Annotated in this window: 16 protein-coding genes; 14 read left to right on the forward strand and 2 right to left on the reverse strand. The window is 46.1% G+C overall.

Going from position 1 to position 16991, the window contains the following annotated elements; translation table 11 throughout:
• Window positions 1-11: 11 nt before the first annotated feature.
• Window positions 12-1925, reverse strand: a complete 1914-nt coding sequence (locus RTN40_RS12110; RefSeq protein ID WP_312228678.1) for a DUF927 domain-containing protein — start codon at window positions 1923-1925, stop codon at window positions 12-14.
• 87 nt (window positions 1926-2012) lie between these two features.
• Complete coding sequence (locus tag RTN40_RS12115; RefSeq protein ID WP_312228679.1) at window positions 2013-3188, reverse strand: tyrosine-type recombinase/integrase; 1176 nt, start codon at window positions 3186-3188, stop codon at window positions 2013-2015.
• 448 nt (window positions 3189-3636) lie between these two features.
• On the opposite strand from RTN40_RS12115, the gene RTN40_RS12120 reads away from it, so the two are divergent.
• The 14 genes from RTN40_RS12120 to RTN40_RS12180 all read left to right on the forward strand — a co-directional run bounded on the left by RTN40_RS12120 (window position 3637) and on the right by RTN40_RS12180 (window position 16912).
• Window positions 3637-3990, forward strand: coding sequence for a hypothetical protein (locus RTN40_RS12120; RefSeq protein ID WP_312228680.1), 354 nt, complete (start codon window positions 3637-3639; stop codon window positions 3988-3990).
• The gene (locus tag RTN40_RS12125; protein WP_312228681.1) at window positions 3983-4414 is read left to right on the forward strand and encodes a hypothetical protein; all 432 of its coding nucleotides are present in this window, start codon (window positions 3983-3985) and stop codon (window positions 4412-4414) included. The genes RTN40_RS12120 and RTN40_RS12125 overlap by 8 nt, the downstream gene beginning before the upstream one ends.
• Window positions 4415-4461: 47 nt before the next feature.
• Window positions 4462-4890 (forward strand): DUF2787 family protein, encoded by a 429-nt coding sequence (locus tag RTN40_RS12130; protein ID WP_312228682.1) that lies wholly within the window; start codon window positions 4462-4464, stop codon window positions 4888-4890.
• 58 nt (window positions 4891-4948) lie between these two features.
• Window positions 4949-5413, forward strand: a complete 465-nt coding sequence (locus RTN40_RS12135; protein ID WP_312228683.1) for a lecithin retinol acyltransferase family protein — start codon at window positions 4949-4951, stop codon at window positions 5411-5413.
• Between the two features lie 59 nt (window positions 5414-5472).
• Entirely contained in the window at window positions 5473-5631 is a 159-nt protein-coding gene (locus RTN40_RS21010) for a DeoR family transcriptional regulator (protein ID WP_409418529.1), read from the forward strand.
• Window positions 5632-5705: 74 nt separating this feature from the next.
• The gene (locus RTN40_RS12140; RefSeq protein WP_312228684.1) at window positions 5706-6092 is read left to right on the forward strand and encodes a hypothetical protein; all 387 of its coding nucleotides are present in this window, start codon (window positions 5706-5708) and stop codon (window positions 6090-6092) included.
• A gap of 140 nt (window positions 6093-6232) precedes the next feature.
• A complete protein-coding gene (locus RTN40_RS12145; protein WP_312228685.1) occupies window positions 6233-6982 on the forward strand; it encodes a DUF3944 domain-containing protein in 750 nt (249 codons plus the stop codon).
• 102 nt (window positions 6983-7084) lie between these two features.
• Window positions 7085-7798, forward strand: coding sequence for a DeoR family transcriptional regulator (locus RTN40_RS12150; RefSeq protein ID WP_312228686.1), 714 nt, complete (start codon window positions 7085-7087; stop codon window positions 7796-7798).
• 58 nt (window positions 7799-7856) lie between these two features.
• Window positions 7857-8168 (forward strand): hypothetical protein, encoded by a 312-nt coding sequence (locus RTN40_RS12155; protein ID WP_312228687.1) that lies wholly within the window; start codon window positions 7857-7859, stop codon window positions 8166-8168.
• Window positions 8169-8237: 69 nt separating this feature from the next.
• Window positions 8238-10106: a DUF262 domain-containing protein gene (locus tag RTN40_RS12160; protein ID WP_312228688.1), complete on the forward strand. Its 1869-nt coding sequence runs from the start codon at window positions 8238-8240 to the stop codon at window positions 10104-10106.
• A gap of 203 nt (window positions 10107-10309) precedes the next feature.
• Window positions 10310-11866, forward strand: coding sequence for a type I restriction-modification system subunit M (locus RTN40_RS12165; RefSeq protein ID WP_312228689.1), 1557 nt, complete (start codon window positions 10310-10312; stop codon window positions 11864-11866).
• A complete protein-coding gene (locus tag RTN40_RS12170) occupies window positions 11863-13125 on the forward strand; it encodes a restriction endonuclease subunit S (RefSeq protein ID WP_312228690.1) in 1263 nt (420 codons plus the stop codon). The genes RTN40_RS12165 and RTN40_RS12170 overlap by 4 nt, the downstream gene beginning before the upstream one ends.
• A 116-nt stretch (window positions 13126-13241) precedes the next feature.
• A complete protein-coding gene (locus RTN40_RS12175) occupies window positions 13242-16358 on the forward strand; it encodes an HsdR family type I site-specific deoxyribonuclease (protein WP_312228691.1) in 3117 nt (1038 codons plus the stop codon).
• A gap of 215 nt (window positions 16359-16573) precedes the next feature.
• Window positions 16574-16912, forward strand: a complete 339-nt coding sequence (locus RTN40_RS12180) for a 5-fold beta-flower protein (RefSeq protein ID WP_312228692.1) — start codon at window positions 16574-16576, stop codon at window positions 16910-16912.
• Window positions 16913-16991 lie beyond the last annotated feature (79 nt).

Genomic DNA, 16991 nt, shown 5'->3' on the forward strand with positions numbered 1-16991 from the left:
TATATTCAGGGTTATAATTTTTTCATCACATCGCAATTAAGAAATGCTTTTGTGACCTGATAGTAAGATTGTGCCATTTTCGTTAGCGGCCTTTTTTTATAGTGCCCCATACTTTCGCTAACGAGATAACCGGTGCGTTCAAGACGCCTCGCCACATCAACGGTTTTAAGTCCCTTCTCAGAGCAGAGCTTTTCAAACACCGATTCATAAATCAGGAAGTCACCGGTTTTATGATGTAAGAATCCCCACATATCTCCCGGGCAACGGGCCTGTTCGTCACGCAGCGTGATAAAGTGCCTGTTGCTTTTTGTCACCAGAGTCAGTTGAAGCTCCTCAAGCATGTTCCGCACGGGATTATACTGATTCTGATTATTTTCCAGCCAGCGCCGTGCAGCGGACATAACGGATTCAACCACCGCATCGTTTTCGAAGGGTAACAGGCCGTAGCTGAGCGCCATCTCTCCTGCCAGCCATACCAGTGCAAATCTTCTCAGTCCACGTCGCTGAACACGGCTAATATCATTACCTTCATCTTTCAGGGCATCTTCCAGTACGTTACAGCACTCATCTGTCTGTTGCGTAATCCATGATGAAAACTCAGCGTAGGTGCGGAGATTGCCATCCTCTTTTAGCTCGGATAACAGTGCGCCAATAAATTCAGGCCCTGCATGACCGTAAACCTCTCCCAGGCCTGTCTTCAGCGTATCTGCACGGGCACGTGTTTCTGATACTGTCTCACCCGGCTTTTGAGCATCTTCTGGCAGGAGTTCTATACTGATAGCCCTGTGCTCCTGTCCTCCCTGTAATGAGGTTTTCTGTTCAGCCAGCTTCTCGGAGATTGACATCTCCCCACTGGAGAGAATAAGCATTCGCCATTTAAACGGCTCACCTGTCGTCAGGCTACGGGTCATGCGCTCTTTTGCCGTACCTGACGTAATGTTGTAAAGCAGTGAGGAAAATTCCTTATGATTACTCGCGCCCAGTTCATCGACGCAGGCAACCAGACCGGAATAGTCAGCGAGAAGCCGCTCCATAGCATTAGGCGTGGTATTCCAGCGAATAATATTAACGTCCCCTCCACTGCCCGGCTCGCTGCCATCGCCATGGATCGATGCACCCAGCATCAGAAGGAGGGTTTTGCCCGTCGTGGAAACGCCGTGGAAATGAAACATGCCCACATCCATACCCGCAGGAACCAGAAGCATCGAAGCAAAGGACGCACTCAGCGCAAAGACCTGCGCCCAGCCATAAACATTATCCCGGATGAGGTTCTTCCACTCCTTCAGGGCCCCACGCGTGTGAAGCCCGGGCCTCACACGAAATCCCGGGAGCAGATAATCAAAACCGGTCAGAGAGGTCACGACGGGCTCATGACCATGTAAAAATGCCATATCCTCAGAAACGAATCCCATAGCATCGGCCATCAGATAGACAGGCAGGGGCAAATTTCGGCAGCCCTGAAGAAAACGTTCGAAAAGGGCAAGCTGTTGTGGGGAGGAGCCTACACCAAATCCGTGACCGGCCAGTTTACCTATAACCTGAGTACAGCGCTGAGCGATGTCCTCAAAGCACACCTGAGCCTTAACATGTTTACCCAGCCCGTTACCCGTCATCAGGCTGATACCAAGGTTCGACTCCCTGTCACTCCTGCAAAACAGGGCGACGGGCACAACAGGCTTGTAACAGACCTGTACCGGATTTTTTCCACCGGTGTAGTAAAGGCCATCAGCAGTGTTCACATATTGCCGGGGCAACCTCTCACCTATCCCGGCTGAAGAGATTTCATCCTCCCCGGTTTCAGCGCTCTCAACGCGTCTGATAATTGCTTTCACAATTTTGCTGTTTTTATTATCGCTGGCAGCAAAAGCGCGTATGCGCTCTACTCCGGAAACCAGAGGACCATCGGTTTTAAGTTTTTTATCCATGGGTCTTTCCATCAATTTCCACCACTGTCCAAAAACTAGTGGCATCTGATCCTGTGCCAAAAGGCATAAACTTATGCATAACGGCGGTTACGCCATCGCCCTGTTAATAGCATCGTGATAACGCGCCGGGCTGGCGTGAAGATAAAGCTCTGTCACTTTTATGGTGCTATGGCCCAGTAAATCTTTAACCGTATGAATGTCGGCACCGCTCTCAATGAGTTTTGTCGCAAAGGTATGACGCATCTCATGAATAGTGAATGGTGGAAGACCTGCAGCCTCGCAGATCCGTTTTTGCAGGCGACGCGGCTCAGAAACCGGGTTATTAGTCCCCTTTCCAGGAAAAACCCAGCCTTTATCACCCAGATGCTGATGCTGCTCTGTCAAAAGAATGAAGGCTTTATCACACACCGGTACACGCCGGAGTTTGCCGTTTTTGGTATGGCGAAGGGTGATAACTTTGCGATTCCAGTCCACATCCTCAAGACGGAGATGCCGGGTTTCTCCCAGACGCAGCCCCGTCAGGGCCAGAAACATCATGAGGGCGAGGGCTTCGTTATCGGGTTCACCATTACGCCAGCGTTCGCATACCTCCATCCAGCGCTGAAGCTGGGTATCATCCATAGCCCGGCGATCCGACGTCACTTCCGGCAGCGCCTTAATATAAAAAGCCGGAGAGCGACTGACGTACCCCATGCGTATAGCCCAGGTAAAAACCGCTTTTATCAACGCCAGATGGCGGTTACGGGTGGCAGCCTTGAGATCAAGATCATGCAGATAGACCACAATGTCCGCCTCCGTCATATTGGTGATTTTTTTGTCGCCAAGACAGGGGAGCAGATACTTATGAATTTTAGACAGGTCGGTCCTGGCCGAACGCTTAACACCTTTGTTAAGAACGTTCTCAACATATTTTTTCAGCAGGTTTTTAAAGTCCATTTTTTTTATATTTGGGTAGTCCTTACCGTGTTTTTTACCTTTATCCTTCAGGTCAGTGATAATTTCAGACGCAATCTCGCGGGCCTCTGCTACAGACAGCTCAGGGTATTTCCCAACAGGCACATAGATATTTTCGCCACAGATGCTTTTGCGAACAATAAATTTTCCACTCCCGGAAGGAGAGACAATTACTTTCAGACCTGTAAGTTTCGCATCACTTACTTCGACCGCACGGCCCTCATGAATTGCACGGTCGTAACTTTCTGCAATCACAGATTTAGTTAAAGGCTGATTAACCTTTTTTGTGTGGGGGGAATATAATTTCATATCGCACTCATCTTCTTTAATGTCGTCAGTAAAAATTTAAAGAGACGCTGGCCAGCGATGAATGCAATACTACTTACGGTTAATAACTATTTCAAATTAGCTAAGCAACACATTATTCTGTTAAATGCCATGGATAGCTAACCTACGTAGAATAAAAAACCAAATGATAAGCCATGTCATTAGCGAAAATTTTATTATAATTCAATTGGTTAAACTCATTTTATCATAAATTTACTGAAGTACGGGGGCAAAACCATTATGAGATCGTTTTCGCCCTGAAGAACCTTGCCAAAACGAATTGTGTTTATTTCCCAAAAATGTGGCCTGCAGAATATTCATCTAATCTGTCACTATTTCAAAAAAGCTAATCTTTCTTTTGCACCGCCGTAATGGAAGAAACATGAAAGACATATTATGTTATTGAATATCAATAACATATAGGAAAACCATGTTTAAACTTACCACCCCGATCAGTCTTTCTCTCCTTAACCTGCCCGCCTCCGCGCTGGAAGCCCTCAGTAATGAGATCCTTGGTCCCGTCGATGACATCGACCTGTTTACTGCTTTCTGGAGCGAAACGGGAACTCTGCTCTGGCACCTCAACCACGATGACACGCTACCCGAAGATCCGCTGCTCGCAGTGGCATTAGCAGATCCAGAATACGTCACCGCACTTGATGATGGCTGGTATCTCCTGCTCGGTATCGTCTGCGATAACGGTCAGGGTATCTACTTGGTTTTCCCGGAAACAACCGTTATTACTCAACTCCATAATCTGATTGAGGTGCTGAACCATGAGTAAGAAAAAAGCCGCTACCGAAGCCGCTGTCATCGAAAGCTATGCCGTGTTCTACAGTGGTGGAGCCGAGAAAATCAGTCCCCACAGTAAGGGACTGCTGACGTATGAGCTGGGTAGAGAGGATGAAACCGGAAGTCTTGCCCTGCGCTTAACCGCCAATGGCGAAGGGGGTCTGTTTTCACGAGAATGGATAACGCTTGATGCGATTCACGCCATTCTGGAACAGCAGCAGGACAGCTTTACGTCCCGTGTATTTCGTCCGCTGTTTGGTCAGGGCAGCACCAACAACGCCGGGTTTCTTGCCGCTGTGCTCAGAAGCCCGGATATCTGTCTTATCGAGGCGGACAGCAGCAGACTCTTTATGCACCGCTGTTATGCTGACTGGCAGCGTCGTCTGACGCAGCTTACTGCGCTCAGCCAGAATTAATCCTCATCTCTTCTGTGTTCCGTTAGCCCCAAATCAGGATATTCACTATGTCATCACCCACAATATTGCAGGGCGGCTATGTGCTGCCTCTCACCCGGTCGTTCACCCAAATGCTTCTGGATATCGTCGCGCAAAAACCGCTTCATTGTCACCCTATCACCGGATTAACCATTAACTTTCGTGACCCCGAATATTCACCGGAAACCGGAGGCTGGCACCCGGTAGAAATACGCCTCATTCCTGCCGGAGAAGACTGGCAGCTAGATTACGTCACCGATTTTCACTATGCAGGGCATGTCTGGCCTGAGCTTGAAAAAGATGTTGATGTGAGCTGGACGCACCGGTACACGTGGCTTTCCCGCTGCGGCGATATTTCTCATGCCGACGCCCGTGAGTTCTGGTCGCTATGGGAAAGTAACTTTATGGCTTACCACGGTATGGGGGTTTTCACGGTCAGTATTTTGTGGGAAAGCTGAGTATTCGCTCTGTTTCCCCCGCATTTCCCCTCTCCCCCGTAGTAAGGAACTGAATGTTATGTACCAGCTTCTGCTGCTGAACTTCGTGGATTCATTTATCGATAACTGCATTCTGCCCTGCGTCGATGAACCGGCTTACGGCGGTATTGTGCAGTGCGAACTGCTTTTTGGCCTTGCCGCACACAGCGGTATTTATGTGGGTGATGGCGACATTGTTCACCTTGATGGCGACGGAACCGTTATCAAAAGTAAAGCCAAAGCGTTCCTTAACCGGCTTGATGGCTGGAATTCCGCTATCTCGGTGTATACCGACTGTATGGATTTAACTCCGCAGGGTTGTGTGCAGGCCGCTGAGCGGGCAAAGGCGGCAGTGGGCCAGCACTATTCCTATGATCTGCTGGACTTTAACTGCCACCGGTTTACTGCCCGCTGCTTCACTGGCAATTCATGCCCTGATATCTGGCTTGCCAGGCATCTCAATACATTTCAGAAAGGAGATCGGTGGCGTGTATGGCAACGCTGATGGCTAACTGTGATAAGCAACATGTAACCAGGCAGGGAGAACGACTTATCCGGCTGACCATGGTGCTGTTTTACGGTAAGACGATATCTGTCAGCTATATCACCCGGCGATTTGATGTCTCTTCCCGAACGGCAAGGCGCGATCTTACACAACTGGCCTTTGTGCTTGAGCCCGCTGGTCCTTACCGCTGGCGACTCTCTTCTTTACTGAAATCCTGACTTTTTTCTATGCCGGACACATCCTGGCAATCACGTATGGCAGGCTGTCCCCGCTTATAATTCAATAAGGTATCATGATGAATAAACTTAAACTGTTAACAGCAATACTGTTGCTGTCAGCTTTCAGCCAGAGCGCACGAGCTGACGCTCAGGCTGATGGCGAAATGATAGCTAATGCCACCTTTTGCAGCATGTACTCCACACGACTGACTATGACCAGTGACAGTGGCCTTCAAATAAGGGGAGTTAATCTCAATGCCCGCCTAAACGGTCCGGCATTCAACCGGGTGCTTCAGGTAATGAACGACACCTATGGCAAAACATGGCTGGAATCCAATGCCCGTAATGGAAGTATGACCGCTATGCAGCTCTCACAGGCGGATTTACTTTATAAACAGGGCTATGCCAGCGAGTGCGAGAAGTTTGTAAGTAACGTTGAAAAGCAATGGCGCTCAAAATAAGCTTCATACTTAATCCTTGCCCGTAATAACATAAACCTGCTTTCGGGCAGGTTTTTTTTACCTTTTTCTTCTCAGGCGGACACAACCTGTCCGGGGGACGCCCTAAACTATCGGGCCAATTACCCATAATGAGGTGAAATATGGCTACCTATCGATATGACCCAGATCTTGAGTTTCTGCGCCACTGTCATCGTGACGATTTAGATTTACTGGTTTCTGTACTTATCTGCGATCCTAAAGACGGACTGGCTCGTATCACGGAAACGCTGACTTACGATCCTCAGTATAAAAAACACAAGCCCAACCATCCGCGCTACTGGGATGCCATTGCAGCCGAGGTTCAGACATTTGGGGCGAACAGCTTCGCCACGCTGCTTCGCTGGGGTAAGGGGGTACTGTACCGGGAAATTCTCACCGATGCCTGCGATAAAATGAAGATGAACTACAACAGCAAATCCAGCGTCGAGACAATTGAAATGAATCTGATGATGAAGATCCTGGAGAAAAGCCTTAAGAAGATGACGCCTGACCAATTGAAGGTCGTGGCAGAAGAATTGCAGACAGGCTACAGCAATCCCACGCCGGAGCTGCTGACCATGGCAATCCAGGCGGGGATAAAAACATCCGGGTTTGCGGCCTATCAGATGGCGCTTGTTGTCACAAATGGCGTGGCGAAAGCCCTGTTAGGCAGAGGGCTGACCGTTGCAGGAAATGCCATGCTGACGCGTACCATGGGCGCTTTTGCCGGTCCCGTGGGCTGGGTTCTTAGTTCTCTCTGGCTGCTGATAGATTTAGCCGGGCCCGCATACCGGGTGACGTTACCATCCTGCATTTTTATTGCCTATATGCGCCAGAAGCACCTTTATTCGCCTGAGAATGCTGACGTTTAGCACTTACATATAAGGGTATTAGGCTTTAAAAAACTTCAGAGGGCGGACAAATCCTGTCCGCTACTGCTGGCATCATTTCCTGGCAAAATTCGGGAACGATGTATGAAGCTGATAACACAAGAAAACGAACATGACAGACTGGCAACCCGCCTCTCCATCATCCTGAGCCGTTTGTTTCAGGGAGAAAAGCTGCATATCAGGGCACTGGTAGAGGAGTTTGGGGTTACAGCGCGAACGCTACGAAGGGATTTCAACGACCGTCTCACATATCTTGATATTGAGCAGAGTAATGGCGCATATCAGCTTGCCTCGCATTACTTTCACCGCCGAACAGAACGGGACATGAAAATACTGGCGAGACTGCTAAATCTTGACCGACTTCTACCGGCGATGGATGCCAAACTGCTGAGCCTGATTCTTGACGGGGAACGCCCCTCGCCCTACAGGATTATGCTTCCGGAGCCGCGCCAGAAACACACACTGTTCGGTGATTTCAGCAGGCTAACGCTCGCTATACTTAACCAGACGCAGGTGCGTATCAGAACCGACGAAAACGTCAGCCATACCGTTCATCCCTATCGTCTGCTTTGCAGCTATGCGGAGTGGTTTCTTGCCGGATGTTCTTTATCAGGCGTATTCGTTATCTCCCTGTACCGAATCAGGCTGGTTGAGGTTATACCGGATACGACGTTTGAAATCGATAACGCACTCATTACGTTGATTGAACAGTCTGACTTTATGGAAGCATTACCTCACATAAATATTATTCATCAGATAATGGATTACGAGATAAAACAACCGAATAATCGCAATTAGAATCACAACATATTATTAGTGATGATTAAATCACATTAACATGATAAGTGAGAAAGTTATGATTATCGATAGAGAATACGCACTTGTAGATACAACAGCAAGACTTAACACTGACCTGCGTGACTTTGAAAGAGAAATAAACAGAGCCGCCAGCGTAACATTTGGCAATGACCTGACTGACGTATTCGTTTATCAGTTTAGTTTTATCATTAGAGTCAGGACGGATAGCGAAAAAATCAAGCATGGCCTTCTTGTTAACCTCGGTAAAAATATAGCAAGACAGGTTTCATCACTTTGCGCATCCGCAATGCGAGTCTACCCGAATGAAAAACACAAACCGAGCCGTCAGCTTTTCCATTGCATAAATTAGTTTGTGCAAAGACTGTACTACCGACACGCCTTAAATTAAAATAGGCCAGCTAATATAACTATGAGGTTTATGATGGCTGGCCAGTATGAAAAAGCAATAACGATAAAACAAGCGATAGATTCGATTAATTTACGCCACTATCTTCTGCCTGCAATTCAGAGGAAGTTCGTCTGGAGCAGCAGGCAGATATGTCTGCTGTTTGATTCCATCATGCGAGACTACCCGATAAACTCTTTCATGATGTGGAATATCCGTAGTGCCAATATTAAAAACGATTACAAATTTTATGAATTTCTGAAAGAATACTGTCAGCGATTTAATGAAGAAAACCCCTGCGTACCAACAAATGCGGGATTTCATGATTTTAAGGCGGTGATTGACGGTCAGCAGCGTCTCACATCTTTATATATTGGATTGTGTGGAACGTATGCGTATAAACAGCCCCGGGTGTGGTGGCCTTCGGCACAGGATGATCGCATCCTGCCGCCCAGAAAGCTTTACGTCGATTTAACAGCGCCACTTAACTCAGACGATGAGCTCATGATGAAGTACAACTTCAGGTTCCTCACCGACAAGCAATACACTGATTCACTTACCGATAACAAACATCACTGGTTCTGCCTGCACGAAATATTCAAATACGAGCAAAATAATTCTCCGGATGATATTTTATTTAAAGTTGTCGTACCAGAACTCGAAAAAAGAGGACTCATTTCCAGTGAATTTTCCAGAAAAACCCTGCTTAAACTTTATACTAAGATAAGAACTGAGAATCTTATCCACTACTTCAATGAGAGCAGTCAGGACATTGATCATGTGCTGGATGTTTTCATCCGCACGAATAGCGGGGGGACAAAACTTGAGTTCTCCGACTTACTGATGTCAATAGCGGTAGCACACTGGCAGGGTGATTTCAGAAGAGAACTGGATGAACTGATAAAAAACATTTATCAGAATAATGAAATGGGGTTTTATATTGAAAGAGACTGGTTCTTAAAAACCAGCCTGATGCTTATTGACTCTGACGTCCGGTTCAAAGTAAAAAACTTCACTTCAGAGGAGGTCGGTAAGATACAACAACAATGGTCTGAAATAAAATCCTGTATCAAGGAGACCTTTGTTCTTATCAGGCGATTCGGCATCAATCCACAGTCTTTGATATCTAAAAATGCAGTCATTCCTGTGGTCTACTGGCTTTACAAAAAGCAAACCAGTGGACATCCATTATATAAAACGATTAATCTCCTGAATAAAAACTACAATGAGCGCTCAGTAATTAGCCAGTGGTTTTACATGGTACTTCTGAAAGGGATCTTTGGAAGCCAGGCAGATGCGCTACTCACGAGCATCAGAGACGTGATGAAGAATAGTCTTTCAGATGTTCATTTTCCTCTTGAGAAGATTATTGACAGATACAAAGGCTCGAATAAGGACCTCAGATTTGACGACGAATACATCGAAAGCCTTCTCAATATCAGATATGGTGAAGGTCGTTGCCGCGCACTATTGCATCTTCTGTTCCCTGAAATGAATCCGACCGAGGTGTTTCATATTGATCACCTTCACCCAAGAAATCATTTTTCAAAGAAATATCTTGAAAAATTAGATTATATTGCGAATTCACCGGAGAACCTCAGCTTTTATGAAAATCCGGAACACTGGGACACCATACCGAATCTTCATTTACTGAATCACTCTCAGAATATAAGTAAACAGGATACTTCCCTGAAAAAATGGCTATCTCATTCATCAAACAACTATACGTCATCAATGCTGTTAGTTTCAGATGACAATATTAAGTTCAGTCGCTTCCCGGAATTCTACAATGAGCGAAGAAACGCCCTGAAGCAAAGACTACTGAATCGGGTATTTCTTACAACAAAAATAGATTCATCACCATCCACAATGGATACGGATGAAGAAATTCTCACCGACTGAACTTTCAGCCCCGATAGTATTGGGGCTTCAGTATTTATCGTCAGCACAACGTTTCTACTGGCCTGACTGAAAGAGCATTGGCTACACAACCGGGCAAACGAACTCTCAGTGCAGCGCATGACATACAAAGCCTGTCATCAATATGAAATTGCGGTAAAATCGGGCCAATAACAGTACTTAAGAATCATACAACAGGATACAAGATGACAAGCCTTCAGCAGCGTGCAGAGCTACACCGTCAAATCTGGGCCATTGCCAATGATGTCAGGGGCTCAGTAGATGGATGGGATTTCAAACAGTATGTACTCGGTGCACTTTTCTATCGCTTCATCAGTGAGAATTTTTCCAGCTACATGGAAGCAGGGGATGAGAGCATACATTATGCAGCACTTGATGACAGCATCATTACCGATGACATCAAAGACGATGCCATCAGGACTAAAGGCTATTTCATCTACCCGAGCCAGCTGTTCTGCAACGTTGCCGCTAAAGCGAACACCAACGACAGGCTGAATGCTGATTTAAACAGTATCTTCGTCGCTATTGAAAGCTCTGCCTACGGCTATCCGTCCGAGGCCGACATCAAAGGCCTCTTTGCCGATTTCGATACAACCAGCAATCGACTTGGGAACACAGTTAAAGAAAAAAACAGCCGTCTTGCCGCCGTCCTAAAAGGCGTTGAGGGGTTGAAGCTGGGGAATTTTAACGAGCACCAGATTGACCTGTTTGGTGATGCCTATGAGTTCCTGATTTCTAACTATGCGGCGAATGCCGGCAAGTCTGGCGGGGAGTTCTTCACACCTCAGCATGTCTCTAAGCTGATTGCTCAGCTTGCGATGCACGGTCAGACTCACGTCAACAAAATCTATGACCCTGCCGCAGGCTCTGGCTCACTGCTGCTTCAGTCGAAGAAGCACTTTGATAAGCATATCATTGAAGAAGGTTTTTATGGTCAGGAGATAAATCATACAACCTTTAACCTGGCGCGTATGAACATGTTCCTACATAACATCAACTACGACAAATTTGATATCAGACTAGGGAATACCCTGACTGAGCCTCACTTTGGCGATGAAAAACCGTTTGATGCGATTGTCTCTAACCCGCCGTACTCGGTTAAGTGGATTGGTAGTGACGACCCGACTCTCATTAACGATGAGCGTTTTGCTCCTGCTGGCGTACTGGCCCCGAAATCAAAAGCTGACTTTGCTTTTGTACTTCATGCGCTGAATTACCTGTCTGCCAAGGGGCGTGCAGCAATAGTTTGCTTCCCCGGAATTTTCTACCGTGGCGGTGCGGAGCAGAAAATCCGCCAGTACCTGGTCGACAACAACTATGTGGAAACGGTGGTTTCTCTGGCACCGAATCTGTTCTTCGGCACTACCATTGCCGTTAATATCTTGGTGCTGTCCAAGCACAAAACAGATACCCGCGTTCAGTTTATTGACGCCAGCGGATTGTTTAAGAAAGAAACCAATAACAACATCCTGACTGATGGTCATATCGAAAAGATTATACAGGTCTTTGCCAGCAAAGCGGATATTGACCACCTCGCGAAAACTATTCCTTATGAAACAGTTGCCGCCAACAACTATAACCTGTCAGTCAGCAGTTATGTCGAAGCCATGGATATTCGCGAAGTAGTTGATATCTTAGAAGTGAATACTGAACTGAAAATCACCGTCGGCAAAATCGATCAGTTACGTAAGGACATCGACTCAATTGTGGCAGAGATTGAGGGTGACGAGGTGCTGGGATGAGTGAGCTGAGCTATCTGGAAAAGTTACTTAATGGAGTTGATGTTCAATGGAAGACGATTGGAGAAGTTACTCTACGAACGAGTAATATAAAATGGCGTGAGGCTACTCGCTCTTATCGATATGTGGATTTAACCTCTGTTGATATTGAAACAAAAAAAATCACTGAGACAATTGAAGTTACAGTGAACAATGCTCCGAGTAGAGCTCAAAAACTCATTGAGGAAAATGATGTTATTTTCGCAACAACTCGACCAACTCAACAACGGTTTTGCCTAATAGACGGTAAGTTCTCAGATGAAGTAGCAAGCACTGGATTCTGTGTCTTAAGAGCGAAACAAGATGAGGTTCTGCCAAAATGGATTTTGCATTGGATTTCGACAAGCTACTTCAAAAGTCATGTGGAAGAAAATCAAAGCGGATCAGCATACCCAGCGATTTCTGATGCGAAGGTAAAAGAATGCTCTATTCCAGTTCCCTGCCCGGAAAATCCTGAAAAGTCTCTTGCCATCCAGTCTGAGATCATCCGGATTCTGGATAATTTTAGTGAGTTTACAACTGAGCTTATAGCTGAGCTTACAACTGAGCTTACAATGCGTAAAAAACAGTATAGCTACTATCGTGACCAGTTGTTGAGTTTTAAAGAAGGTGAGGTTGAGTGGAAGACACTGGGTGAGATAGCGAAGATACAGCGAGGAGCATCCCCCAGACCAATAGCACAATATATGACTGAGGCGGATGATGGCATCCCATGGATAAAAATCGGTGATACATCTCCGGGCTCAAAATATATCAATGGCACAGCACAAAAAGTAAATCCGGATGGGGCGAAAAAATCCCGAATTCTAAGCCCTGGCGATTTTGTTATATCAAACTCAATGAGTTATGGCAGGCCATATATCCTAAGTATAACAGGAGCCATCCATGATGGATGGGCATCAATCAGCGATTTTAGTGAAAGGCTGGACTCTGATTATCTGTACCATTATCTTTCATCGCAAAGAGTTAAAAACTATTGGGGAAGTAAAATCAATAGTGGCTCTGTCAGCAATTTGAATGCAGATATTATAAAAACGTTACCTGTACCTTTACCTGATATACAAAAGCAAAAGTGGATTGCTACGTTGCTCGATAAATTCGACACACTGACAAGCTCCATCAGCGAGGGCATACCCCGTGAAATCGAGCTGCGGCAGAAACAGTACGAATACTATCGTGACTTGCTGTTCAGCTTCCCGAAACCAAAAACCGCCAGCAATTGACAGGCCATTGATACCGGTAGGGTATGTTTTCACCCGCCCGGTATCAGGCTTTACAAATGCCGGAAGATGCTTCTGATATCCTTCCGGGCTTTGCCAGATGACGCACAGGATGCACTATGACACAACAGACACACACCATTGTTGAATCCAATAACTTTATCGTCCTTGATAAATACACCAAAGTTCAGGATGCTGGCGACAGCTACCAAAGCGAATCGGACCTTGAGCGGGAACTGATTCAAGACCTTCTTAATCAGGGCTATGAGTTTATCTCCGTTAAGTCACCGATTGCGATGCTGGCGAATGTGCGGGACCAGCTTCAGCGTCTTAATGGTGTGGTGTTTAACGAAAGTGAATGGCAGCGTTTCGCAGAGCAGTATCTCGACAGCCCCAGTGACAGCAGTCTGGACAAAACCCGTAAAATTCATATCGACTATATCTGTGATTTCACGTTTGATGATGGTCGTCTGGAAAACATCTATCTTATAGATAAAAAGAACCTGCTACGCAATAAGGTGCAAGTCATTAAGCAGTTCGAGCAGACCGGTTCACACGCTAACCGTTATGACGTAACCATTCTGGTCAACGGCCTGCCGCTGGTGCAAATCGAACTCAAAAAGCGCGGCGTGGCTATTCGAGAAGCCTTTAACCAGATACACCGTTACAGCAAGGAAAGCTTTAACAGTGACAACTCCCTTTTTAAATACCTGCAACTGTTTGTAATATCCAACGGAACCGATACCCGGTACTTTGCCAGTACCACTAAGCGGGATAAAAACAGTTTTGATTTCACCATGAACTGGGCGAAGTCGGATAACACCCTGATTAAGGACCTGAAGGACTTTACCGCAACCTTCTTCCAGAAGCATACCCTGCTGAATGTTCTGTTTAATTACAGCGTGTTTGACAGCAGCCAGACACTGTTAGTCATGCGTCCCTATCAGATTGCCGCCACTGAGCGTATTCTCTGGAAAATCAACAGCTCTTTTAAAGCTAAGAACTGGGCAAAACCCGAAAGCGGCGGATTTATCTGGCACACCACCGGTTCAGGTAAAACCCTGACCAGCTTTAAGGCCGCACGGCTTGCAACGGAGATGGACTTTATAGATAAAGTCTTCTTTGTGGTCGACAGGAAAGACCTCGACTACCAGACCATGAAGGAGTATCAGCGCTTCTCTCCGGACAGCGTCAACGGTTCGGATAATACAGCTGGCCTCAGAAGAAACCTAGATAAGGACGATAACAAAATCATCGTCACAACCATTCAGAAACTCAATAACCTGATGAAAGCCGAAGCTGACCTGCCCGTCTATCAGCAGCAGGTGGTGTTTATCTTTGATGAGTGTCACCGCAGCCAGTTTGGTGAAGCCCAGAAAAACCTCAAAAAGAAATTCAGACGCTTTTATCAGTTTGGTTTTACCGGCACGCCTATTTTCCCGGAAAACGCGCTAGGAGCTGAAACCACTGTCAGCGTATTCGGGCATGAATTACATTCTTACGTAATTACTGATGCAATTCGTGATGAAAAAGTGCTGAAGTTTAAGGTGGACTATAACGATGTCCGCCCACACTTTAAGTCCCTTGAAACTGAAACTGACGAGAAAAAACTCAGCGCGGCAGAAGACCAGCAGGCCTTTTTACACCCCCTGCGTATCCAGGAAATAACTCAATACATCCTCAATAACTTCCGTCAGAAAACGCACCGAACCTTCCCGGGAGCTAAAGGCTTTAACGCCATGTTAGCAGTTAGCAGCGTTGACGCGGCAAAAACTTATTACACGACGTTTAAAATGCTACAGGAAGAAGCAGAGAAAAAATCACGCAGCTATAAACTTCTTCGGGTTGCAACTATCTTCTCCTTTGCCGCTAACGAAGAACAAAGCGCTATTGGTGATATTACCGACGAAAGCTTTGATACCAGCGCAATGAACAGCAGTGCGAAGGAATTCCTGGACTCAGCTATTGATGACTATAACAGCCACTTTAAAACCAATTTCAGCACCGACAGTAACGGTTTCCAGAACTACTACCGCGATTTAGCTCAACGAGTAAAAAATCAGGATGTTGACCTTCTCATCGTAGTGGGAATGTTCTTAACTGGCTTTGATGCTCCGACGCTAAACACTCTGTTCGTTGACAAAAACCTGCGTTATCACGGACTGATGCAGGCATTTTCCCGAACCAACCGTATCTATGATGCAACCAAAACCTTCGGCAATATCGTGACTTTCAGGGACTTGGAGCGTCCGACCATTGATGCCATCACACTTTTTGGCGACAAAAATACCAAAAATGTGGTGCTGGAAAAAAGTTACGAAGAGTACATGCAGGGCTTTACCGATGCGGCAACCGGCGAAGCTAAACGAGGTTTTATGGCTATTGTTTCTGAGCTGGAGCAGCGCTTCCCTGACCCGGCCAGTATCGACAGTGAAAAAGAGAAAAAAGCCTTCGTCAAACTATTTGGTGAATATCTGCGGGCAGAAAACATCCTGCAAAACTACGATGAATTTGCCACGCTGAAAGCCCTGCAGAAGGTTGATATCAATGACCCGGAGGCTGTGGAAACCTTTAAAGCAGAGCACTATGTGGATGATGAAAAATTTGCTGAATTACAAACCACTCGCCTCCCGGCAGAACGTAAAGTTCAGGACTATCGCTCAGCATACAATGATATCCGGGACTGGCAGCGACGCGATAAAGCAGCAAACGACAGGGATAAATCAACCACAGACTGGGATGACGTGGTGTTTGAAATTGACCTGCTTAAGTCGCAGGAAATTAACCTGGACTACATCCTTGGTCTGATTTTCGACCACAATCGTCAGAAAAAAGGTAAAGAAGCCCTGACTGAAGAGGTCAGACGCTTAATCCGATCAAGTCTGGGCAACCGCGCCAAAGAAGGCCTAATTGTTGATTTTATTCAGCAAACTAACCTTGATGACATGCCCGACAAAGCCAGTATCATTGATGCATTCTTTACCTATGCTCAGCGTGAACAGCAGCGGGAAGCGGAAGCGTTGATTAAGGAAGAAAACCTCAATGAAGAGGCCGCAAGGCGCTACATCCGCACATCACTCAAACGGGAGTATGCTACCGAAAATGGGACGGAGTTAAATGAGACGCTACCAAAGCTCAGCCCGCTGAATCCTCAGTACAAAACGAAAAAGCAGACCGTATTCCAGAAAATTGGTGCCTTTATCGAAAAATTTAAAGGGGTTGGAGGACACCTCTAGATGCCAGATAAAAGAACAATGCGCTACCGCAATTTATAGGTAAGATTGTATCTTTTAACATGCATCAGACCTGTTATGATCGATTAAGCGCTGGTTAATGCTAACTGGATGAATTTCAAACACACATTCACATAATTAGCGTCCAGAACTTACAGAAACCAGTGCTTGATTTTGGATGGTAAAGTGCTGAATGGATGTATCACAGGAGAATACTTATGAGCGTAACTATAAAAGACGATCGACTCAGGACCATCGCGACGTTTGACGGTAAAACCCTGAAAGACGACCGAGTCAGGACCATCGCGACGTTTGACGGTAAAACCCTGAAAGACGACCGACTCAGAACTATCGCAACGTTTGACGGTAAAACCCTGAAAGACGACCGACTCCGAACTATCGCAACGTTTGACGGTAAAACCCTGAGAGACGACCGACTCCGCACCATCGCAACATTTGATGGCAAGACCTTGAAAGACGACCGACTAAGAACCATCGCGACAGTTAATGGTAATGTCAGTATTGTTGTTTTGGCGTTTGCTGCTCGGCTATTTTGAGGTTTAACATTTATGATATTGTCTTTTTATTTTTATATCAAAAAATTCCGAAGCACCTAGTTTATTTAAACGATAGATT

It is taken from the genome of Pseudescherichia sp., assembly GCF_031987975.1.
Lineage (GTDB): Bacteria > Pseudomonadota > Gammaproteobacteria > Enterobacterales > Enterobacteriaceae > Pseudescherichia.